Here is a 20,103-nt window from a genome sequence, read left to right as displayed (position 1 = left end):
CGCAGCAGGACGGACATGATGAAAACGATGGTCGACGCCTATTTCTGGCTGCTCCGCGCGGTGATCGCGGTGCTGCTCGCCGCCATGGTGGTGCTGGTGTTCGGCAACGTCGTGCTGCGCTACGGCTTCAATTCCGGGATTGCGATCTCGGAGGAGCTGTCGCGCTGGCTGTTCGTGTGGATGGTGTTTCTGGGCGCGATCATCGGCCTGAAGGAGCATGCCCATCTCGGCGTCGACAGCCTCCTCAAGGTGCTGTCGCCGTTCGGCCGCAAGGTCTGCTACGGCCTCAGCCACGCGCTGATGCTCTATGCCTCCGTGCTGCTGACGGAAGGCTCCTGGAAGCAGACGGTGCTGAACTGGGACACGGTGGCGCCCGCCTCGGGGCTCTCGGTCGGCCTGTTCTACGCCGCCGGGATCGTGTTCGGCGCCTCCTCCTGCGTGATCATCGTGCACGAGCTCTATCGGCTCGTGACCGGGCAGGTCGCCGATGCCGATCTGATCGCCATCAGCGAGTCCGAGGAGCTCCCGCATTCTCCTGGCGCCGCGAGCGGAAAGCAGCAGGCATGACTGTCGCCGTCTTCACCTTCTCGCTGCTCGGCGCCATGGCGATCGGCATGCCGATCGCGTTTGCGCTGATCATCTGCGGCATCGCGTTGATGACCTATCTCGCGATGTTCGATTCCCAGATCATCGCGCAGAACGTCATCAACGGCGTCGATTCCTTTCCGTTGATGGCAGTGCCGTTCTTCATCCTCGCCGGCGAGGTCATGAACACCGGCGGCCTGGCGCGTCGCATCCTCAACTTCGCGATCGCGCTGGTCGGCCATTTCCGCGGCGGGCTCGGCTATGTCGCGATCCTGACGTCATGCATCCTGGCCTCGCTGTCGGGCTCGGCGGTCGCGGACGCCGCGGCGCTCGGTGCGCTCCTGGTGCCGATGATGGCCGCCGCTGGCCACAATCGCGCCAGCGCGGCTGGCCTCGTCGCTGCCGGCGGGATCATCGCGCCCGTCATTCCTCCGTCGATCGGTTTCGTCATTTTCGGCGTCGCCGCCAATGTCTCGATCTCGAAGCTGTTTCTGGCCGGCATCGTGCCGGGCCTGCTGCTCGGCGTCGGCCTGTGCTTTGCCTGGTGGTGGGTGGTGCGCAAGGAGAACCCGGCGCGCCTGCCGCGCAAGAGCATCGCCGAGATCTGGTGCGCGCTGATCGACGGCTTCTGGGCCCTGATGCTGCCGATGATCATCATTTTCGGCCTGCGCTTCGGCATCTTCACGCCGACGGAAGCGGCCGTCGTCGTCGCCGTCTACTCGCTGGTGGTGGCGATGGGCGTCTATCGCGAGCTCAGGCCGGCACAATTGCCGGCGCTGCTGGTCTCGACCGCGCAGACCACGGCTGTCGTGATGTTCCTCGTCGCCGCGGCGCTGGTATCGTCCTGGCTGATCACGGTTGCCGAGATCTCCGACCAGATCGTGGCGCTCGTGCAACCGTTCGCGGGCAACAAGACCCTCCTCACCTTCGTTCTGATGATCATCGTCGTCATCGTCGGCACCGCGCTGGACATGACGCCGACGATCCTGATCCTGACGCCGATCCTGATGCCGATCGTCAAGCAGGCCGGCATCGACCCCGTCTATTTCGGCGTGCTCTTCATCATCAACAATGCGATCGGGCTGATCACGCCGCCGGTCGGCGTCGTGCTCAACGTCGTCTGTGGCGTTGCCCGCGTCTCGATGGATGATCTGATCCGCGGCGTCTGGCCCTTCCTGATCGCGCAGCTCGTCGTGCTAGCCTTGCTGACGCTGTTTCCCGTTCTCGTCACCGGTCCGGCCAAGTGGTTCGGTGGCTAACTTCCAGAAGGACCTGTCCATGAAACGCGTGATGATCCTCAACGGTCCCAACCTCAACATGCTCGGTATCCGCGAGCCGCACATCTACGGCACGACCACGCTCGCGGAGGTCAATGCAAGCTGCGAGGAAGCGGCCGGCAAGCTCGGGCTCAAGTTGGCCTTCCACCAGTCCAACCATGAAGGCGTGCTGGTCGATCTGATCCAGTCGGCGCGGCAGGACGCCGATGCCATCATCATCAATCCGGCCGGCCTCTCCTTCACCTCGGTCTCGATCATGGACGCGATCAAGACCTTCGAAGGCCCGGTGCTGGAGGTCCACATCTCCAACATCCACGCCCGCGACGAATATCACCGCCACTCCAAGATCTCGTTCGTGGCCACCGGTGTGATCTGCGGGCTGGGCCCGTTCGGCTACGTCGCGGCGCTGCACGCGATCGCGAATATGAAGTGAGCTGGTAGCCGCGGCGGAGGTCTGCTCCCTCTCCCCGCAGGCGGGGAGAGGCGAAAAGCTCACGTTGTCCTGAACTGGAGCACGCCGTCTTTCGTCTCCGCCGTCAGCCGGCCCTCGACGATCATGTAATTGACGTGGGCAACGAGTTCGCCGGCGGCAAAGCCCATCTGGTGCTCGTCAAGCACGTGCTTGTTGAACACGACAGGCACCAGGGCGCGCGAGGTCTGCGGCACCTCGCTGCAGGCTTCCGCGATCAGGCGGCAGCGCTCCTCGTGGTGATCGGCGAGCTGCTTGATGCGGGTCTTCAGACCATAGAACGGCACGCCGTGGCCGGGCAGCACCAGCAGATCGTAGGGCAGGGTGGTGGTCAGGCTCGCGAGCGAGGCCAGATATTCGCCGAGCGAGTTCTGGTCGGGTTCGACCGCCCACACGCTGACATTGGGCGAGATCTTGCTCAGCACCTGGTCGGCGGAGAGGAACAGCTTGTCGTCGGCGCAATACAGCATCACCTGGTCGAGCGCGTGCCCGCCGCCGGTGATCACCTTGAAGCGGCGCGTGCCGATCACGACCTCGTCGCCATGCGAGATGCGGCGGTAGGACGGCGGCAGCACCGAGACGCGCTTGAGATAATCCTGGCCGCGGCCGAGCAGCTTTTCGGTGAGCGACTCGTCCATGCCGTGGCGGCGGAAGAACAGCCGCTGGGCTTCGCGCCGCTCCTCGGTGCCGCGGTTCTGGTGGTAGACAGATTGCAGATATTCGACCTGCGTCATCACCAGCGGGCAGTTGAACCGCTCGACGATCCAGCCCGCGAGGCCGACGTGATCGGGGTGCGAATGCGTGACGATCAGGCGCGTGATGTTGACGCCCTTCAGCGGCCCCTCGAACAGTCTGGTCCAGGCCTCGATCGTTTCCTCGTTGCCGAAGCCGGCATCGATCATGGCATAGCCGTCGCCGTCGGCGAGCAGGTAGATGTTCACGTGGTTGAGGCGGAACGGCAGTTTCAGCCGCGCCCACAACACGCCGGGACGCACCTCGACGATCTCTTCGGGGCCGGGATGCTGTTCCCAGGGATAGCGCAGGGCCTCGGCCGAGGACTGCACGGTGTCGGTTTTCGGGTTCATGCTACCGGCTTAAACCCGCCGGGCGCGGGGCGCCAGCCGAAAAAGGCCGGGCCGTGGTCTCCGCATGGCGGTCATACCTGCAGTTTTCCGTAGCCCGGATTACGCGGCGCTCCATCCGGGCTACGGGCCGGCGGCTTACGCCGCCCGCATGTTGTTGAGGAATGCGTCGATCTCTCCGCGCAGCATGTCGGCTTCGCGGCGGAGCGCGTCGGAGGCGCCCAGCACTTCGCTCGCCGCCGCGCCGGCTTCCGCGGACGCCGTGGAGACGCCGATGATGTTGCTGGAGACCTCGCTGGTGCCGCCGGCGGCATGCTGGATGTTGCGGGCGATTTCGCGGGTGGCTGCGCCCTGTTCCTCGACCGCGGCGGCGATCGTCGTCGTCACGTCGTTGATCTCGCCGATGATCCGGCCGATGCCCTGGATGGCGCCGACCGCGGAGGTCGTGACCGACTGCATGCTGGCGATCTGGGTGCGGATCTCTTCCGTCGCTTTGGCGGTCTGGCTCGCGAGGCTCTTCACCTCGGAGGCGACCACTGCGAAGCCGCGGCCGGCTTCGCCCGCGCGCGCCGCCTCGATGGTGGCGTTGAGCGCGAGCAGGTTGGTCTGAGACGCAATCGTCTGGATCAGATCGACCACGACGCTGATGCGGCTCGCACTGTCGGCAAGGCTCTGCACCGTGGTGTCGGTGGCGCCGGCCTCGTCGACCGCCTTCCTGGCGATCGCGGCCGAGGTGACGACCTGCTTGCTGATCTCCTCGATCGAGGACGACAGCTGCTCGGTGCCTGATGACACGGTCTGCACGTTGACCGAGGTTTCCTCCGCGGCGGAGGCAACCGCGTTCACCAGCGCGTTGGACTGGTCGGCGGTGTTCGACATGCTCTGCGCGGTGGACTGCATCGAATTGGCCGATTGCGCGAGATTGTCGAGCGCGTTGCGTACCGCGCCCTCGAACTCGGCGATCTTCGCTTCCATGCGCGCGGCACGCTCGGCCTTGGCGGCACGGTCCTTGTCCTGCTCGCTCGACATCGCGCGGGCCTCGATCATGCTTTCGCGAAACACCTGCAGCGTGTTCGCCATCACCGAGATTTCGTCATTGTGGTGCTTCGAGCGATAGATCTCGGTCTCGAGGTCGCCGTTCGCGAGCAGCTGCATCGACTGATGCAGCGCGCCGATCCGCCGCAGGATGTTGCGGCCGACATAGAGCCAGACGAACAGCGCCGAGCCGACCAGCATCAGCGCGCCCAGCGCCAGCATGGCGGTGGTGGCGAGCGAGATCTCCTGGCGCGCCTGGAACGTCGACGCGTTGGTCTCCTTCTGCACGCCGTCGACGAGCTGCTGCACGCTGATGCCGAGACCGACATTGAGCTTGCGGGTCTCGTCCAGAATGGTCTGGCCGTAGTCGATGGCGTCGAGCTCCTTCTGGCGGATCTTGAACACGCCGGTCTTGCCCTCGCCGAAGGCGAACAGCTTCTGCACGGCGTCGCGCACCGTCTGCATCGAGGGCATGTTCGGGAGATCCTCGAGGTTCGACTTGACGCGGTCGCGCGTCGCCTTGAACTCCTTCTCGATCGCCTCCAGCGTGTCGCTGTTGTTGGCCGACAGCGCCGCCATCATGTCGGCGGCCATCAGATTGCCGTTGGCGGAGATTGTCGCGACCTGGGAGACGGTGCGGGCAGCCTCAGTTGCATCATCGGCGGAAACTTCCGCCGCGCCGAGGATCGCGTTCAGGCGTGTCTGTGCGTCCAGCATCGCAGGACCGGCCGCGCCGACGAAGGTGAGCTGCGCCTTGCGCAACGCCTCATACTGCTTGTCATGCAGTGCGCCGGTCTCGAGCCGCTCACGCGCCGCCGACACCAGGCTCTGGGTCGCCTCGTCGATGCTCTTGGCGGTGTCGCGCAGCGCCGTCGCGATCTGCTTGTCGGCGCCGAGCTCGATGATCTCGCCGAGCTTGGCCATGGCGAGCTGCTGGATGTCCTTCACGCTCTTGGTGCGTTCCTTCAGCGCTTCGTCGGAGGGCGATGCCAGCAGGCCCGGGCCTTGTGCCGCGAGCGTCGCGCTTTGCGAGGCGAGCTGCAGGCTGGCGGAGAGGCGCGGGATGTCGCGGCCGCTCAGATCCATCATGGTCGCGCCGAGGTGATTGAACACGAAGCCGGCGCCGGCTGCGATCACGAGGCCCATGCCCGCGATCAATGCGAAGGCGGCGAACAGGCTGCCGCGCACGCCCCACCTTGGCATCTTGAAACAAGGCTTGAGACGGCCAAGGACACGGCCAGCACCCAGACGGATCGCCATCGAAATTCCCCCACGCGTGATCTTTTATGTTTTCGCCGCGGAGTATCCCTGGGTCGGGTTAAAAAATCGCAAGTTGCACAATCGGTTGCGTTCGTTCCGCACAGCGAAAAAAGAAGGGGCCGGCAAATTTGCCGGCCCCTGTTGGCGAGGAGATTTTTGAGGCGCGATCAGTAGCGCGCGACCGCCGAATTGGCCCAGTTGAAGCGGTAGTTGACGCCCGCCTTGAAGGTGTGGTCGTCGGTCGTGAAGTTGCCGGTGCCCACCAGCGGGCCCGCGGTGAAGTGGGCGTCGCCGAAATTGTAGTACTGGTACTCGGCCTTGGCCGACCAGTTCGGGGCGAACATGTATTCGAGGCCGGCGCCGACGGTGTAGCCGTTGCGGTGATCGCCATCGATGATGAAGCCCGTCGGCACGCCGCCAATCGTCACCTTCTCGTTGTTGTCCGAATAGGCGTAGCCGCCCTTCACGTAGAGCAGGCCCGGACCCCAGGTGTAGCCGACGCGGCCGGTGATCGAGCCGAGGCCACGCTGGTCGTTGCTGTAGGCGACGCCGCCCGGGAACGCCGCGCCGACGCTGCCGGAGAGCCAGGAATACTGGCCTTCGACGCCGACCAAGAAGTTCGGGTTGAACTGCCAGTCAGCACCGACCTGCACGCCGCCGAGGAAACGGCCGTTGCCGTTGTTGCCGGTGGAGAGGCCGTTGAAATTGTTGTCGCTGGAGAACGCGCCGCCGACATGGCCGCCGACATAGAAGCCCGTCCAGTTGTAGATCGGCGCGGCATAGGCCGGCGCAGGCGCCTTGTAATAGTTGCGGTTGCCGAGATCGGCGCCGACGGCCGGCGCGGCAGCGCCCACCACGAGCAGCCCAACGGTCGCAAACAAAATCTTCTTCATCGTCTTGAACTCCAGCACTTTGGTCCCCGGCAGGCGCGCTGTCCGCGCCGTCGTTGGTTTTGCAGATAGCTCGCTTTTGACGAAAATGCTGTCACATCCGTGGCACAGCGACAGCCAACCTAACTTATTGGGCTGTAAATGATTTTCGTGCTTAATGGCGGCTTAAGAAGTGGTGAAGGAAGGCTTAACGTCGCAAGTCTCGGGTAACTTGCGCGCGTCTCTCGTTAACCAAGCCGCCGCCGCACCTCATCGCGCATCTGCTCGCGGAAGGCCGCGCGCCTTGCGGGCCGGTCTTCCTCGCGTACGTCGTGGCGATCGAAGACGTCGAACTTCTCCATGATCGGATAGCGCTCGCTCGCCATCGCGAGCACGCGCAGCACCTTGGTCGCGGACGGCGTCGGGCCACGGACCTCCCAGCGCCGGATGGTATCGGCGCCGCCCTTCTCCGGCAGTCCGCAAAGCCTGGCCATGTCGGCCGCGGTGAGCTTGCGCTCGAGGGCATCGGAAAGGTCGTTGCGGAGCTGCTTCAGTTCGGGGCCGGTCATGTTGCTTGCGTCCAGGGAAGTCACTGAAGGCGATGCACTAGCGCTGATTCGGGTCCATCCGAAGGCGGGTGGTCGTGATAGTGTGTCCGTGCCGGTCGAGCATCAGCGAGGCGAAATCGCATGCCTGTGTTCAAGCTGCCCCTGTCGGGGGATGTCGTCCAGTCCATTTATCCGTCGTTCTTCAGTCCCACCGGCGGCCAGTTCGGTCTCGTCAACATCACGGTGGGGCAATCCTCGGCGCCAGATGTCGAGAAGGACGTGCTGTCGGATGTCGCTGGTTACGGCAAGCAGATCGGACAGATCGCGGACGCGCTGCTGGCCGTGGTCGAGCATCTGGAGTCGCGGCCCGACCACGCGCACGCTGGCGATCCGGCGATCGTCGCCTTCAAGGCGCTGATGCACTCTGTCGCGACAGTCAAGGAGCGACATGGCCGCAAGGCATGTCGTCCGAAGCGACGATGACCACGGCAGCGGTGCCTGGGTCAGGCAAATTCGGGCGTGCACGAAGTTATGAACGGGTACCCATGGAAATTCCGCGTTGAATGAACACATGGCACAATGGGCTCGCAGCCAATGAAGGGAACCGCCATGACAAGCATCAAACCCGCCATTGCCGCACTCATCACCGTCGGACTGCTTGCCGCGCCCTTCGCGGCCGAAGCGAAGAAGGCCCGGCCGAGCCGGCATCACTACAGCACGAGCGTGGTGGCCCCGACCTATGGCGCCGCCGCATTGCCGGTCGCGCAGCCCAGGACCTCCTACGGGTCGTCCGGGCAGACGGTCGGGACGGTCACTGCGCCCTCGATCGGCTCGTACAATTGGCCGTCGGTCGGCGTGACCAATTCGGTGCCGACCTGGAGCAACACCACGAGATAGAGCACACGCCGCCAGGCGCGCCGGCGACTGTCACCGCACACCCGGCGCGAGGCCTGAGAGCAGGTAGAGCGCGACCAGCAATGTCGCGACCGACAGCATCGTCGTGACCGAGACGGTGGCCGCGACCAGCTTCTCCTCGACCTTGTGCTCGTGCGCCAGCACATAGACGGTCTTCGCCGTCGGCACGGCCGCGCATATGACGGCGGCGACCGTGTAGAGCGGGTTGAGGCCAGTGACCACGCAAAGTCCGTAGACGATCAGCGGCATCACCACCAGCTTCACGGTCGCGAGCGCGAACGATGCTTTCAGGTTGGATCGCAGGCCGCCGACCGACAGGCCAAGCCCGATGGCAAACAGTGCGCAGGGCGTGAGCGCGGCGGCAATGATGTTCAGATAGGCCGCGACGGGCGCCGGATCGGCAAGCCCGTGATCGCCCAGACGAGACCGATCAGCGTCGACAGCACCATCGGATTGAGCAGGATCTGCTTCACCAGTCCGCTGGAATGCGAAGGGCCGCGCACATCCCTTTCCAGCAGGATGACCGTGAGCGGAAACATCACGCCGGCGACGAACACCGTCGCCACCGCGGCGGGCAAGACGGCTGGCTGGCCGTAGATCGCGTGCAGGATCGGGAGCGCCACGAAGCCGGTATTGGTCATCGCCGCCGCCATGCCATGGATCGTGCTGCTGGCGAGGTCGTGCTTGCCGCCCGCACGGACCGCCAGGAAGACCAGCGCGAAGCAGAGGAGGGAGCCGCCGCCGAACGCGAGCAGGAAGCGCCATTCCAGCAGGTTGCGCGCCGGCTCCTGGGCGATCGTGACGATCAGCAGCGCCGGCATTGCCACGTTGTAGGCAAAATGCACCAGCGCGTCCGCAAGCGAGCGGGAGAGATAACCTGATACACCGGCAAACCAGCCGGTGACGATGATTGCGAACACGGGAAGAACGAGGCTGGCGACCTCCATCCGGCGTCCCCCTCTGCCAAGCAGCGCCGCCATTCTAGCCTGGCGATGCATGCTCGTCACGGTTCAACTGGATGGCGCCGCCCTCGACCAGACGGCCGGTGGCCTCAGGCGCCCCTGCCGGTCTGTTGACCGAACACGCAGCGCCATCCAGCCAGGCGTTCGGCCGGATGCTGGTTCATCCATTCGGCGAGCTGCGGCGCGCCCATCAGGCAGGACTGCATCGAGACGTTGGCGAAGTCCGAGGTGGTGACGATCTGCTCGTGACAATTTGCCGGAGAGGAGAGGCTGCACAGCACCGCGATGATCTTGATCACGCCAGATTTCCTGCGTCGCCGTTGGCCGCGCGGCCGATCGTCGCCTTGCCCTGCGGCTCGCCGCTCGGATCAGCCGGCGGAAAAATGCTGTCGTAGATCGCGCGTGCCTCCTGAATGAGGCGAACGCGCTCGCGTTCGGATTTCGAGACAAACTGAATAACCTGGCCCATGTCGGCTCCAATGGATCGGAAATCCATCATCAGATGATGGAAATCATTCCATGCGAATGTGGGGTGCCGGCCCCTGTTTCGCAGCTGTGCGGGCGGTCACGAGGGATAAAAAGCCCGTGAGTGTTCCGTTGCCCGAAGAGGAGCGGAATACCTCAGCGATGCGTCGGTCTGACGTTGCTGGCGCGCGCTCCTTGCGTCCCGGAACCGCCGCAAGCAATTCTCGTCGCGCCATCGTGATGGAGCGTCAGGCCCCGCAGTGGGATCGTGTTGCGGCACATTTCCGCGCGCGTGGAGTTGTAAGATTGCTCAGTGCACGAGTGGTTCGACGAGCGAACGGCCGACGCAACTGAGAGACCGCGCCCGAAAGGATTAGCCATGACAAGAACGAGACGCTCGATTGCGGTACTGATCGTTGTCGGATTTGCCGCATCGCCCTTCGCTGCAAGCGCGCAGACGTCCGCGGCGGGCACCCAAAACAACACGGGCGGAAACTCCGGAGCACCGGCAACGCAGGGCACGACCTATGGAAGCTCCGGACAGACCGTCGGGACCGTCACGGCGCCGTCGGTCGGAACGTCTAATCAACCATCGGTCGGCGTGACCAACTCAGTCCCCACCTGGAAAAACACTAATCCTCCGGCCAGGTAGCAACCGCGATCGGCCGCCTCACGCCGCCGGCGCGCGCTCTTTCCGCCCGGGCACCGCCGCCAGCAGTTCGCGCGTATAGGCGTGCTCCGGCGCGGCGAACAGTTGCGCGGTCGGCTTCAACTCGACGATGGCGCCGCGCTGCATCACCGCGATGCGGTCGCAGATTTGCGCTGCGACGCGCAGATCGTGGGTGATGAACAGCATCGAGAGGCCAAGGCGCGCCTTGAGGTCTTCGAGCAGTCGCAGCACCTGCGCCTGCACGGAGACGTCGAGCGCGGAAACGGCTTCGTCGGCGACGATGATCTCGGGTTCGAGCGCGAGCGCGCGCGCGATGCCGATGCGCTGACGCTGGCCGCCGGAGAATTCATGCGGGTAGCGGTCGAGCGCGCCGGCGTCCAGCCCGACCATCTTGAGGAGATCGCGGGCGCGGCCGAACGCCACCTTCGGATCGATGCCGGCTGCGATCGGACCGTCGGCGATGATGTGCCCGACCTTGCGGCGCGGATTGAGCGAGGCGAACGGATCTTGAAAGATCATCTGGATGCGATGGCGCTCGGCGCGGAGCGCCTTGCCCGAGAGCTGCGTGAGATCGGTCTCGCCGATCCGCACCGTGCCACGGTCGGCTTCGATCAGTCGCATCACCAGCCGCGCCACCGACGATTTGCCGGAGCCGGATTCGCCAACGAGGCCGAGCGTCTCGCCCTTGAGGATGTTGAAGTTGACTTCGCGCGCAGCATCGACGCGGCGGTCCTCGCGAAACCAGCCGCCTGAGGTGACATAGGTCTTGTCCAGCCCGATCACCTCGACGGCCCTGGCCTGGTCGTCGAGCGGCTCACGCGCCGGCGGGTCCATCGACGGCACGGCGGCGAGCAGCGCCTTGGTGTAGTCATGCTGCGGATTGTTGAAAACGGAGCTAGCGGGGCCTTCCTCGACGACCTTGCCATGCCTGAGCACCACGACCTGGTCGGCGATGTCGGCGACCACGCCGAAATCATGGGTGATGAACATCACCGCCATGTTGCGGTTGCGCTGGAGGTTGCGGATCAGCTTCAGGATCTGCGCCTGCGTGGTGACGTCGAGCGCGGTGGTCGGTTCGTCCGCGACCAGCACTGCTGGCTCGAGCGCGAGCGCCATCGCGATCATGGCGCGCTGGCGCTGGCCGCCGGAGAGCTGGTGCGGATAGGCGCGGACAATGCGCTCGGGGTCGGGCAGGCCGACCTCGCGCGCCAGCGACAGGGCCTTGGCGCGCCGCTCCTTCGGCGTCAGCAGACCGTGGGCCTCGAACATCTCCGCCATCTGGTCGCCGATCCGCATCAACGGATTGAGCGCGGTCATCGGCTCCTGAAAAATCATCGCGAGCCGGCGGCCGCGCAAATCGCGCCAGCCGTCGTCATCGAGCTCGAGCAGGTCGCGGCCTTCGAACTGGATCTCGCCGGAGGTGACGGTGACCGTATCAGGCAGAAGCCCCATCAGCGCATGCGCGCACATCGACTTGCCGGAACCGGATTCGCCGACGACGCAGACGATCTTGCCGGGCCGCAAATCCAGCGAGACGCCGTCGACGGCGAACGGACGCTCGGCGCCCTTGGGCAGCGCGATCCGCAGATTCTTGATCGAAACGGCGGGCGGGGCGGTCATCATCAGCGGCCCTCCCGCGACAGGCGCGGATTGAGCGCGTCGTTGAGGCCTTCGCCGATCAAATTGAGGCCCAGCACCGAGATCAGGATGGCGACGCCGGGAAACACGGTGATCCACCAGGCCTGGCGGATCACGGTGCGGCCGGCGCCGACCATGTAGCCCCAGGAGATCAGATTGGGATCGCCGAGTCCGAGGAACGCCAGCGAGGATTCCAGCAGGATCGCAGTCGCCACCATCAGCGAGGCCAGCACGATCACCGGCGACAGCGCGTTGGGCAGGATCTCGCGCAGGATGATCCAGGTGTTGCTCTGGCCGGTCACGACGGCGGCCTGGACATATTCGCGCGTGCGCAGCGACAGCACCTCGCCGCGCACGAGGCGGGCGACCGGCGGCCAGCTCACCACCGCGATCGAGGTCACGATCGAGTAGATCGAGGGCTGGAGGATCGCGACCAGCACGATCGCGAGCGCGAAGCTCGGAATGGTCTGGAAGAACTCGGTGAAGCGCATCAGGGCGTCGTCGACCTTGCCGCCGAAATAGCCGGCCATGGCGCCGATGGGAACGCCGACGACCAGCGCGACCAGCGTGGAGACGAGACCCACCAGCAGCGAGACGCGCGCGCCAAAGATCATGCCGGCGAACACGTCGCGGCCGAGCGCGTCGGTGCCGAGCGGCACGGTCGAGAGCGTGAAGGGCGGCAGGAACGGCCGCTGCACCATGCGCCAGGGTGAATTCGGGAACAGCATCGGCCCGAACACCGCGATCGAGATCGCAAGGACAAGGATGACGAGCCCGACGACGCCGCTCGGGCTCTTCAGCATCGATTTCCAGAACTGTTTCATGAGGCGAATTCGATGCGCGGGTCGACCAGTCGGTAGACGAGGTCGGTGATGAGGTTGAAGATCAGCACCATGGCGGAGCAGATCACGAAGACGCCGAGCAGGAGGTTGTAGTCGCGCTGGAGCAGCGCGTCGTACATCAGACGCCCGATGCCGGGCCAGGCGAACACGGTCTCGGTGATGACGGCGCCGCCGATCAGCGTGCCGGAATGCACACCGGCCAGCGTCACGACCGGCAGCAGCGCGTTGCGCAGCACGTGGCGGCGCTGGATCACGGCGTCGGAGAGGCCCTTTGCGCGCGCGGTCTTGACGAAGTCGAGGCGTTTCACTTCCAGCATCGAAGCGCGCGTCATGCGGGTGTAGGTCGCCATGAAGAACAGGCCGAGCGTCATCGCCGGCATGATCAGGTGCTTTGCGACGTCGACTGCGTGGGCAACGCCGGTGAGGTTGGCGCCGACCGTCTCGTAACCGAAGCTCGGCAGCCAATCCATGGTGACCGAGAACAGGAGGATTCCCATCAGCGCCACCCAGAAGATCGGCATGGCGTAGAAGATCAGCGCGAACACGGTGATGGCCGTGTCGAGGAAGGTTCCGGCAAAGCGTGCGGCGAAGGTGCCGAAGAGAACCCCGAGCATGAGCGAGATCGCGAATGCGGTCAGTGTCAGCAGCAGCGTCGCCGGCAGCCGCTCGCCGATCAGCTTCACGACCGGCGCCTGCTGGCGGAAGGAGAAGCCGAGGTCGAGCGTGACGACGCCCTTGACGTAGATGAAGAGCTGCTCGGGCAGCGGCTTGTCGAGGCCGAACTTTTCCCGGAGCTGCTTGACGAAGACCTGGTCACTGGCGCCGGCCTCGCCCGCCATCACGACCGCGGGGTCGCCGGGCGCAAGCCGGATCAGGAAGAAATTGAGGACGACGATCGCGAGCAGGACGATCACGCCCTTCAGGACACGCTGAGCGACGAAGGAGAGCATATTAGAGAGTCATCTCTTGTAGCGTGACCTGGAGCCACGGAGACAGTGGGCTCCCTCGCCCCGCTCTTGTCCGCCGAAGCCTCGGCGAAGGCGGATGCGGGGAGAGGGTTGGGGTGAGGGGGACTCTCCGCGGGGACGGTGATAGTTGGGCTCGCGGAGACTCCCCCTCACCCGAATGTGCGCTATGCGCACATTCGACCTCTCCCCGCGAGCGGGGAGAGGTGAAGAGGGCAGCCATCACTTGTCCAGCCATGCGTCCTTGAAGCCGTCATTGACCCCGATGCCCGTGGTGATCAGGTTCTTGACCTTGCAGCGGGTGATGGTCGGGAATTGCAATTCCAGCATCCAGGCCACCGGCACGTCCTCGACCAGGATTTTTTGCGCCTTCTCGTAGATCTCCTTGCGCTTCGAGTCCGGCGTCGCGGTCGCGCCGTCGGCGAAGAGCTTGTCGATCTCCGGGTTGGAGTAGCCCTCGACGTTGTTGAAGACCTGCCCCTTGGCGATGTTGCTGGAGATATAATTGCGGCCGACGCCGAGCGCGGGATCGCCTACTGGTAGAGATAGGTGAAGGCGATGTCGTAGTCCCAGTCGCCGATCTTCTGGTTGCCGCCGGCAACGTCGGTGGCGATCGTCTCGATGTTCATGCCGACGTCCTGGAGGTTCTGCTTCACGGCTTCACCCCAGCGCTGCCAGGTCTCGCCATAGGCGAGCGGCAGCAGGCGGATCTTCTCGCCCTTGTAGCCAGCTTCCTTCAGCAGCGCCTTGGCCTTGGCAGGATCGTAAGGGTATTTCGGCACGTCGTCGGTGTAGTACTTGATGGTCGAGGCGGACGGGCCGGTCGCGACCTTGCCGAGCCCGTTCCAGATCACGTCCTTGGCGAAGTCGCGGTCGATCGCGAACATGATCGCCTGCCGCACCCGCTTGTCGGCGAGCGGACCCTGGCGGTTGTTGAGCCACAGCCAGGCCAGCGGCGAGAAGAACTCCCAGCCGGCGCCGGTGACGCAGGTGTCCTTCAGCTTGGACAGCCGCGGCACGTCGAAATTCTCGACCGAGCCGCCGGGCAGCACGTCGACCTTGCCGGTCTCGTACGCCACCGAGCGCGCGGCGGCGTCGGGAATGATCTGCCAGTAGATCTCGTCGAGATAGGGCTTGCCCTTTTCGTGGTAGTTCGGGTTCTTGACCAGGTGGATGTACGAGCCCTTCTGCCACTCCTTGAACATGAAGGGGCCGGTGCCGACCGGCGCGTTGTTGTAGGGGTTGGTCTTCCAGTCGGTGCCTTCATAGAGATGCTTCGGCACCATCGGCATCGAGCCGACCTCGAAGATGCCGAGGAACGGTCCGAACGGCTGCTTCAGCGTGAACACCACCGTATAGTCGTCCGGCGTCTCGATCTTGTCGACCTGCGCCAGATTGGTGCGGGCACGCGCATGCGTCTGCTTCAGCATCTCCATCGAGAACAGGACGTCGGCGGCGGTGAAGGGCTTGCCGTCATGCCAGGTCACGCCCTTCTTGAGCTTGAAGGTGTAGGTCTTGGCGTCCTCGCTGACGCTCCAGCTTTCGGCAAGCTCCGGCAGCGGCTCGAGCTTGGGGCTGTAGCGCAGCAGGCCCTCGAAGATGTTGCCCGAGACCATTTGAGTCGGGCCGTTCTGGACCTGCGCAAGCATCAGGCCGGGCGGCTCGGGCTGGATCACGGCGTTGATCACGCCCCCCGTCCTCGGCTCTTGCGCCAGCGCCGAGGCCGTGAGGCCGCAAGCCAGGAGGGCACCAAGCAACACTCGTTTTGGCATGTCGTATCTTTCTCAAGCGAGACCGGCCGAGAACGCTTCGCACGTCATGGCGCGCAAAGCTCCGGCCGGCCCATCCCAGTCCCCATCCGGTATCGAGGCTCACACAGTCTCATTCGGGGCCGCAAGATGAAAGTCTCGACAGTGTTCGCACAAAAAATGTACAGCGCGTCCTGTTTTCACTTGATTCATTGTCTTGTCACGGAGACAAGTCGGCCATGGACAATGCCAGCCGCTCCGAACGATCCCGTAACGCCGCACTCGAAGCGGCCATCGCGATCATCGCGCGCGACGGGCCGGGCCGGCTGACGCTGGATGCGATCGCGCGCGAGAGCGGACTCAGCAAGGGCGGCGTGATGCATCAGTTCCGCACCAAAGAAGCGGTGCTGAAGGCGTTGCTCGACCGGCAGATGGCGCATTTCGAGGAGTTCGCCACCAGCACCATGGCAAAGGTGAGCGCGACCTCCGCGAATCCCAATTTGGCGACCCAGCTCGCGACCGTGCGCGAAGCGGCCACCTCGCCGAATTCTGCCGCGCTGGCGCTGGTTGCGGCCATGGTCGAGAATCCCAGCCTGATGGCGCTGCCGCGCGAGCGCGAGATGGAGAGGATGGCGGCGATCAGGGAAGAGGCCACTGATCCCGATCTCGCGATGCTGCGCTGGGCCGGCGCGATGGGACTGTTGTTGAGCTCGTTGTTCGGCATGTCGCCGCTCAGCAAGGAGGAGCATCAGCGGCTGTTCGCGCGCCTGCTCGACGACGCGCAGTGGACCGGCCTCGAACGGCCGGCCGCCAAAGGCACCGCCAAATCCCGCGCGCCATCGGCTGCGAAGGCCGCAACGCCGCGCAAGCGCGCCTGATTCATCGTTAACGATTTCCCGCCGATCACTGCCCAAAGCCGCGCCTGCGGCCAAATGTGCCAGGCCTGTGTTTTTGAACTTTACAAACCGTCTAGGCGGTTTTATAAGTGGACACACTGAGACGGCCCAAGGCTTCCGAGATGGCCCCGGACGAAGCCTCGGGTTGGCACTGGTGAGCGCCGCAGCCGCGTCTGGTCCCGTACGCGGCTGCGGTCGCCACTGGCTTGGTAGCAAGCCGCGAGAGGAGTCTAGAATGAATAGCTCGATCGCCTTGCGCGGTCTGGGAACGCTGCTGCTTGGCGCAGCCGTGGCCGGCTGCGCCTCGGTTGCGCCCGTACCCTATTCGGAGATGGCGTCCTCGGCCTATATGGCGCCGGACAAGTCGGACGCCTCCGGCCGCGTGCCCTACCGCTATTCCACGCCGGTCGACTGGCGCGCTTATAACAAAGTCATCCTCGAACCGGTCGTGGTCTATCGCGGCAGGGATCACCAGTTCGGCGACATGTCCGACAAGGACAAGGCGACACTTGCCGCCTACATGCAGAACCGTTTCGCCGAGGGTCTGCGCGGCCGCTTCGCGCTGGTACGCGAGCGTGGGCCGGAGACTCTGCGGATCAGGCTGACACTCACCGGCGCCGTCGCCAACACGCCGGTGCTCGGCACGCTCTCCCGTTTCGACGTCGCCGGCGCCGTCTACAACGGCGTGCAGGCCGCGCGCGACGGCGAGGGCACCATGACCGGCTCGGTGATCTACGGCGTCGAGATCTTCGACGCCGCAACCGCGCGCCTGCTCTCCGCCTACGTCACCAAGCAATACCCGGCTGCCTACGACATCAAGGCCACCGCCGGCGCGCTCGCCGCCGCCACCGCCGGCCTCGACAAGGGCGCCGACGCGCTGATGGCGCAACTGAACTGACGCCGCGACCCATCCAACGAAAGGTGCCGCTGATGAACATTGTCCTTCGCTTCGTGCTGCGCGTTGCGATCACGATCCTGATGATGGTGTTTGGCGGCCGCGCCGGCGCCGCGGCGCCGCCCGATCCCAGCGGCACCTGGCTCGTCCAGGACGGCCGCGCGCGCATCAGGCTCGAGCGTTGCGGGCCGTCGCGCGACCGCATCTGCGGCTTCATCATCTGGATGAAGGAGCCGGCCGACAAGCGCGGCCAGCCCTATCGCGACAAGGAGAATCCCGATCCCGACAAGCGCGCCCGCGCGCTGCTCGGCCATCAGCTGATCATGGGTTTGCAGGCGACGCCGGAGGGACAGTTTGCCGGCGAGATCTACAATGCCGAGGACGGCAAATCCTATTCGGTCTCGCTGTGGCGCGACTCCGCCGATCGCCTCAAGCTCAGGGGGTGCCTGATCAAGTTCCTGTGCCAGACCCAGACCTGGCAACAGACCCTCGACGTGCTGCCCGGCCAGCTCGTCGGCCTCACCGGCGATCTCAACGGCCCCCGCGCCGACAAGGAATGGGCCGCCGTGCCGGCACCGAAGCCGATACAGGCGAAAGCCAAGTAGCGGATTGCTCCTCTAACCACTCACTTGGTCTCCGGTATGCCGGCGGCTGCACTCGCAATGACGACGTGATGGCGGTCGCATATTGCGCGCCTTCGAGATTTGACCGGTTGTTCGCCAAAAGCTATCCTTCCGTCCCGCTGGGTCGTCCAATCTGAATTTGCACGCGCGAATTCCTCGTTCCGGGGGCGCACCTATGGAATGGTCAGCCAAGCCCTCTCGTGCCGATCAGCCCTTCGGCAGTTGGGCCGACGATCTCGCTGCGGCCTTTGTCCGGCTCGAGCCGCGTAAAATCGCCGACCGTCCCTTCGAAGGTTCGATCGCGCGTACCGACGCTGCGTCGGTCCAGATTTCGCTGGTGAAAGCCACGGGGCACTGCGTTCTCCGGCTGCGGCCCCATATTGCACGAAGCACGGACGATCTCTGCTTCGTCAATCTCCAGCTCGAGGGTCTGGGCCGCACGACGCAGCGGGGACACGAGCAGGTCTGTGCGCCCGGCGACCTCGCGGTCGCCGATACGACCGAGCCGTTCGAGATTGCCAACGGCCGCGACTTCCGCCTCTTTTGCTTTGCCGTGCCGCGGCGGCACCTGCCAAAGAGCTTTACGGATTCTCCGCGGCTTGCGTTGTCGAGGACGGAAAATGGCCGCGCGTTGTCGCGCACGCTCGCGGGCTATGCCGAGCTTTGCCTGGCAGCACCCGCCGTTGCGGCAAGCAGCGGCACGCACGTGGTCGAGCTGATCGCGCATGCACCGGAGATGCTGGGTGAAATGCCGGTTGCGCGCGTGAATGCGCCCGTGCTGCTGTCGATGATGCTCGACCATATCGACCGCCACAGCGACGATCCCGGTCTCGATGCCGAATTGCTTGCCCGGAAGTTCCGCTGCTCGGAGCGCTATGTGCACCGGTTGTTCGTCGCGACCGGCCGCTCCGTTGGCGAGCACGTCAGCGATCGGCGGGTCCTGATCTGCGCCCGCGACCTGCTCGACGCGCAGCATCGTCACAAGACCATCTCCACGATCGCGTATGGGGCCGGCTTTTCCGACATCTCGCACTTCAACCGCCTCTTCAAGCGCAGCCACGGCCTCGCCCCGCGCGAATTTCGCAGGACGAAGGGGAAGGGCGAGTAGTTCACCTCCAGCCAAGAATTAGGTCGCTGCCGACCAAGATTTTCCGCCTTCGCTCGGCTCACCCTGGTGACCTGCCGGAGGGAGGGAGATGTTCGATGGCGATTGATTTCACGCTTTCACCTGCGCAGCGCGCGTTGCAGCTTCAATCGCGAAAATTCGCGGCGGAGGTCTTGGCCGGCGCCGGCAAGGCCGAGTTGCTGGCGACGCCGGAAGAGCGATTCCTCGCGACGAAGCCGACCTATGAGGCGATGGTCGCTGCCGGTTATCTGCGCAAATGCATTCCGGCGCCGGCGGGCGGCGACAATGCCGGACTCATCGACATGGCGATCCTGGCGGAAGAATTCTACGCCGTGAATCCGAGCGTGACGCTGACCATGCTCGGCACGGTGCTCGGTCTGCTGCCAATTCTGCTGGGTGGTACCGCGGAGCAATGCGCCCGCCTGCTTGCACCGTTCTTGAAGACGAGCGGCGCTCCGCTTGCGGGCTTCTGCTCCTCGGAACCCGGCGGCAGCGCCAATGCTGCCGCACCGCCGCCGGGCGAGGGCGTGCGCACCACCGCAAAACGCGAGCTCGGCAATTGGATCATCAACGGCCGCAAGAAATGGGTGTCGTCCGCCACCGGGTGGGATCGCAATGGCGCCGACGTGCTGTGCGTGGTGTGCCGGACCAATCCCGCCGCGCCACCGGAGCAGGGTGTCTCCATCATTGCGGTCGAAGGCCCGGTGCATGGCATCGTGTTCGAACGCGCCATTGATTCGATCGGCCACCGCGCTCACCTCGTGCCGGAATTCAGCCTGCGTGCCGTCACCGCGCCGCACGGCAATCTGCTCGGGCAGGAGGGGGGCGGCTTGATGCTGGCGTCCGCGGCCTTCACCGGCACGGCGGCGCTGGTCGGCATCTTCGGCGTCGCCCTGATGCGGGCCGCCTTCGACTTCGCACTGCATTTTGCCCGCACCGAGAAACGCGGCGGGGCACAGGCGATCATCGAGCATCAGGCGGTCGTGTGTGGACGCCCCACTAAATGCAAGCAAAATTTAACTTCGGAACAGGCATGTGGTCGGGTGCTGACGTGTGTCCGGCCTCGTGATGCGACCTCGACACGTCGCGGGCCCTTATGGAATGCGTGGATTGGATCCAATTCGGCTATGCGTGCTCTCTGGCACTCATCCACCTGTTGATTCTTCCAATCCCAGTCCCTGACCGATTGCCCATAATCCTCCGTTAGACCTTACCACATTCCCGACGTCTCTC

At 65.0% G+C, this 20,103-nt stretch carries 22 protein-coding genes and 1 pseudogene; 11 read left to right on the top strand and 12 right to left on the bottom strand.

Going from position 1 to position 20,103, the window contains the following annotated elements:
* Positions 1–18: 18 nt before the first annotated feature.
* From J4G43_RS48295 to aroQ, 3 genes are read left to right on the top strand one after another with little or no spacing between them, the layout of a single operon-like run.
* On the top strand, positions 19–567 hold the full coding sequence (locus J4G43_RS48295) for a TRAP transporter small permease (RefSeq protein WP_208089592.1): 549 nt from the start codon (positions 19–21) through the stop codon (positions 565–567).
* Positions 564–1,844, top strand: a complete 1,281-nt coding sequence (locus J4G43_RS48290) for a TRAP transporter large permease (protein ID WP_085402604.1) — start codon at positions 564–566, stop codon at positions 1,842–1,844. Before J4G43_RS48295 ends, J4G43_RS48290 begins: the two co-directional genes overlap by 4 nt.
* 19 nt (positions 1,845–1,863) lie before the next feature.
* The gene (aroQ, locus tag J4G43_RS48285) at positions 1,864–2,295 is read left to right on the top strand and encodes a type II 3-dehydroquinate dehydratase (protein ID WP_208089077.1); all 432 of its coding nucleotides are present in this window, start codon (positions 1,864–1,866) and stop codon (positions 2,293–2,295) included.
* A gap of 59 nt (positions 2,296–2,354) precedes the next feature.
* Here aroQ and J4G43_RS48280 read toward each other — a convergent pair whose 3' ends face one another.
* The 4 genes from J4G43_RS48280 to J4G43_RS48265 all read right to left on the bottom strand — a co-directional run bounded on the left by J4G43_RS48280 (position 2,355) and on the right by J4G43_RS48265 (position 7,146).
* Positions 2,355–3,416, bottom strand: coding sequence for an MBL fold metallo-hydrolase (locus tag J4G43_RS48280; RefSeq protein WP_085402602.1), 1,062 nt, complete (start codon positions 3,414–3,416; stop codon positions 2,355–2,357).
* Between the two features lie 135 nt (positions 3,417–3,551).
* Positions 3,552–5,708 carry a methyl-accepting chemotaxis protein gene (locus J4G43_RS48275; RefSeq protein ID WP_208089076.1) on the bottom strand — a complete coding sequence of 719 codons (2,157 nt, stop codon included), beginning with the start codon at positions 5,706–5,708 and terminating at the stop codon, positions 3,552–3,554.
* A gap of 167 nt (positions 5,709–5,875) precedes the next feature.
* Positions 5,876–6,601, bottom strand: a complete 726-nt coding sequence (locus tag J4G43_RS48270; protein ID WP_063986055.1) for an outer membrane protein — start codon at positions 6,599–6,601, stop codon at positions 5,876–5,878.
* A gap of 224 nt (positions 6,602–6,825) precedes the next feature.
* Positions 6,826–7,146 carry a hypothetical protein gene (locus J4G43_RS48265; RefSeq protein WP_208089075.1) on the bottom strand — a complete coding sequence of 107 codons (321 nt, stop codon included), beginning with the start codon at positions 7,144–7,146 and terminating at the stop codon, positions 6,826–6,828.
* A gap of 120 nt (positions 7,147–7,266) precedes the next feature.
* Here J4G43_RS48265 and J4G43_RS48260 point away from each other — a divergent pair, with 120 nt between their 5' ends.
* Both J4G43_RS48260 and J4G43_RS48255 read left to right on the top strand, forming a co-directional pair.
* On the top strand, positions 7,267–7,608 hold the full coding sequence (locus J4G43_RS48260; RefSeq protein WP_208089074.1) for a hypothetical protein: 342 nt from the start codon (positions 7,267–7,269) through the stop codon (positions 7,606–7,608).
* Between the two features lie 126 nt (positions 7,609–7,734).
* On the top strand, positions 7,735–8,022 hold the full coding sequence (locus tag J4G43_RS48255) for a hypothetical protein (protein ID WP_063986056.1): 288 nt from the start codon (positions 7,735–7,737) through the stop codon (positions 8,020–8,022).
* Positions 8,023–8,052: 30 nt separating this feature from the next.
* On the opposite strand, the gene J4G43_RS48250 is transcribed toward J4G43_RS48255, so the two are convergent.
* The 4 genes from J4G43_RS48250 to J4G43_RS48235 all read right to left on the bottom strand — a co-directional run bounded on the left by J4G43_RS48250 (position 8,053) and on the right by J4G43_RS48235 (position 9,471).
* Positions 8,053–8,370 (bottom strand): AEC family transporter, encoded by a 318-nt coding sequence (locus J4G43_RS48250; protein ID WP_249814904.1) that lies wholly within the window; start codon positions 8,368–8,370, stop codon positions 8,053–8,055.
* 41 nt (positions 8,371–8,411) lie between these two features.
* Positions 8,412–8,987, bottom strand: a complete 576-nt coding sequence (locus J4G43_RS48245; protein ID WP_225005572.1) for an AEC family transporter — start codon at positions 8,985–8,987, stop codon at positions 8,412–8,414.
* Between the two features lie 104 nt (positions 8,988–9,091).
* Positions 9,092–9,301, bottom strand: coding sequence for a hypothetical protein (locus J4G43_RS48240; protein WP_028148688.1), 210 nt, complete (start codon positions 9,299–9,301; stop codon positions 9,092–9,094).
* Positions 9,298–9,471: a hypothetical protein gene (locus J4G43_RS48235; RefSeq protein WP_167768152.1), complete on the bottom strand. Its 174-nt coding sequence runs from the start codon at positions 9,469–9,471 to the stop codon at positions 9,298–9,300. Before J4G43_RS48235 ends, J4G43_RS48240 begins: the two co-directional genes overlap by 4 nt.
* A gap of 375 nt (positions 9,472–9,846) precedes the next feature.
* On the opposite strand from J4G43_RS48235, the gene J4G43_RS48230 reads away from it, so the two are divergent.
* Positions 9,847–10,119, top strand: a complete 273-nt coding sequence (locus tag J4G43_RS48230) for a hypothetical protein (RefSeq protein ID WP_225005571.1) — start codon at positions 9,847–9,849, stop codon at positions 10,117–10,119.
* Between the two features lie 18 nt (positions 10,120–10,137).
* On the opposite strand, the gene J4G43_RS48225 is transcribed toward J4G43_RS48230, so the two are convergent.
* The 4 genes and pseudogenes from J4G43_RS48225 to J4G43_RS48210 form a co-directional block, all read right to left on the bottom strand.
* Complete coding sequence (locus J4G43_RS48225) at positions 10,138–11,757, bottom strand: ABC transporter ATP-binding protein (protein WP_208089591.1); 1,620 nt, start codon at positions 11,755–11,757, stop codon at positions 10,138–10,140.
* 2 nt (positions 11,758–11,759) lie between these two features.
* Entirely contained in the window at positions 11,760–12,599 is an 840-nt protein-coding gene (locus J4G43_RS48220) for an ABC transporter permease (protein ID WP_208089073.1), read from the bottom strand.
* A complete protein-coding gene (locus J4G43_RS48215) occupies positions 12,596–13,567 on the bottom strand; it encodes an ABC transporter permease (RefSeq protein ID WP_208089072.1) in 972 nt (323 codons plus the stop codon). The genes J4G43_RS48220 and J4G43_RS48215 overlap by 4 nt, the downstream gene beginning before the upstream one ends.
* Before the next feature lie 237 nt (positions 13,568–13,804).
* Positions 13,805–15,354, bottom strand: a pseudogene (locus J4G43_RS48210) (ABC transporter substrate-binding protein).
* 215 nt (positions 15,355–15,569) lie between these two features.
* Here J4G43_RS48210 and J4G43_RS48205 point away from each other — a divergent pair.
* From J4G43_RS48205 to J4G43_RS48185, 5 genes are all read left to right on the top strand, one after another.
* A complete protein-coding gene (locus J4G43_RS48205; RefSeq protein WP_208089071.1) occupies positions 15,570–16,208 on the top strand; it encodes a TetR/AcrR family transcriptional regulator in 639 nt (212 codons plus the stop codon).
* A gap of 253 nt (positions 16,209–16,461) precedes the next feature.
* Positions 16,462–17,124, top strand: coding sequence for a DUF3313 domain-containing protein (locus tag J4G43_RS48200; RefSeq protein ID WP_208089070.1), 663 nt, complete (start codon positions 16,462–16,464; stop codon positions 17,122–17,124).
* 32 nt (positions 17,125–17,156) lie between these two features.
* Complete coding sequence (locus tag J4G43_RS48195) at positions 17,157–17,726, top strand: DUF2147 domain-containing protein (protein WP_208089069.1); 570 nt, start codon at positions 17,157–17,159, stop codon at positions 17,724–17,726.
* A gap of 193 nt (positions 17,727–17,919) precedes the next feature.
* Complete coding sequence (locus J4G43_RS48190; protein ID WP_208089068.1) at positions 17,920–18,852, top strand: helix-turn-helix domain-containing protein; 933 nt, start codon at positions 17,920–17,922, stop codon at positions 18,850–18,852.
* A gap of 95 nt (positions 18,853–18,947) precedes the next feature.
* Positions 18,948–20,030 (top strand): acyl-CoA dehydrogenase family protein, encoded by a 1,083-nt coding sequence (locus tag J4G43_RS48185; protein ID WP_208089067.1) that lies wholly within the window; start codon positions 18,948–18,950, stop codon positions 20,028–20,030.
* Positions 20,031–20,103 lie beyond the last annotated feature (73 nt).

The organism is Bradyrhizobium barranii subsp. barranii (assembly GCF_017565645.3).
GTDB lineage: Bacteria > Pseudomonadota > Alphaproteobacteria > Rhizobiales > Xanthobacteraceae > Bradyrhizobium > Bradyrhizobium barranii.
Note: the sequence above shows the minus strand (reverse complement) of the source record. Positions and strands in the feature narration are given on the sequence as shown.

Coding starts and splice junctions, on each gene's coding strand:
- J4G43_RS48295 (WP_208089592.1), top strand. CDS start 19: ATGAAAACGATGGTCGACGCCTATTTCTGGCTGCTCCGCGCGGTGATC.
- J4G43_RS48290 (WP_085402604.1), top strand. CDS start 564: ATGACTGTCGCCGTCTTCACCTTCTCGCTGCTCGGCGCCATGGCGATC.
- aroQ (WP_208089077.1), top strand. CDS start 1,864: ATGAAACGCGTGATGATCCTCAACGGTCCCAACCTCAACATGCTCGGT.
- J4G43_RS48280 (WP_085402602.1), bottom strand. CDS start 3,416: ATGAACCCGAAAACCGACACCGTGCAGTCCTCGGCCGAGGCCCTGCGC.
- J4G43_RS48275 (WP_208089076.1), bottom strand. CDS start 5,708: ATGGCGATCCGTCTGGGTGCTGGCCGTGTCCTTGGCCGTCTCAAGCCT.
- J4G43_RS48270 (WP_063986055.1), bottom strand. CDS start 6,601: ATGAAGAAGATTTTGTTTGCGACCGTTGGGCTGCTCGTGGTGGGCGCT.
- J4G43_RS48265 (WP_208089075.1), bottom strand. CDS start 7,146: ATGACCGGCCCCGAACTGAAGCAGCTCCGCAACGACCTTTCCGATGCC.
- J4G43_RS48260 (WP_208089074.1), top strand. CDS start 7,267: ATGCCTGTGTTCAAGCTGCCCCTGTCGGGGGATGTCGTCCAGTCCATT.
- J4G43_RS48255 (WP_063986056.1), top strand. CDS start 7,735: ATGACAAGCATCAAACCCGCCATTGCCGCACTCATCACCGTCGGACTG.
- J4G43_RS48245 (WP_225005572.1), bottom strand. CDS start 8,987: ATGGAGGTCGCCAGCCTCGTTCTTCCCGTGTTCGCAATCATCGTCACC.
- J4G43_RS48235 (WP_167768152.1), bottom strand. CDS start 9,471: ATGGGCCAGGTTATTCAGTTTGTCTCGAAATCCGAACGCGAGCGCGTT.
- J4G43_RS48230 (WP_225005571.1), top strand. CDS start 9,847: ATGACAAGAACGAGACGCTCGATTGCGGTACTGATCGTTGTCGGATTT.
- J4G43_RS48225 (WP_208089591.1), bottom strand. CDS start 11,757: ATGACCGCCCCGCCCGCCGTTTCGATCAAGAATCTGCGGATCGCGCTG.
- J4G43_RS48220 (WP_208089073.1), bottom strand. CDS start 12,599: ATGAAACAGTTCTGGAAATCGATGCTGAAGAGCCCGAGCGGCGTCGTC.
- J4G43_RS48215 (WP_208089072.1), bottom strand. CDS start 13,567: ATGCTCTCCTTCGTCGCTCAGCGTGTCCTGAAGGGCGTGATCGTCCTG.
- J4G43_RS48205 (WP_208089071.1), top strand. CDS start 15,570: ATGGACAATGCCAGCCGCTCCGAACGATCCCGTAACGCCGCACTCGAA.
- J4G43_RS48200 (WP_208089070.1), top strand. CDS start 16,462: ATGAATAGCTCGATCGCCTTGCGCGGTCTGGGAACGCTGCTGCTTGGC.
- J4G43_RS48195 (WP_208089069.1), top strand. CDS start 17,157: ATGAACATTGTCCTTCGCTTCGTGCTGCGCGTTGCGATCACGATCCTG.
- J4G43_RS48190 (WP_208089068.1), top strand. CDS start 17,920: ATGGAATGGTCAGCCAAGCCCTCTCGTGCCGATCAGCCCTTCGGCAGT.
- J4G43_RS48185 (WP_208089067.1), top strand. CDS start 18,948: ATGGCGATTGATTTCACGCTTTCACCTGCGCAGCGCGCGTTGCAGCTT.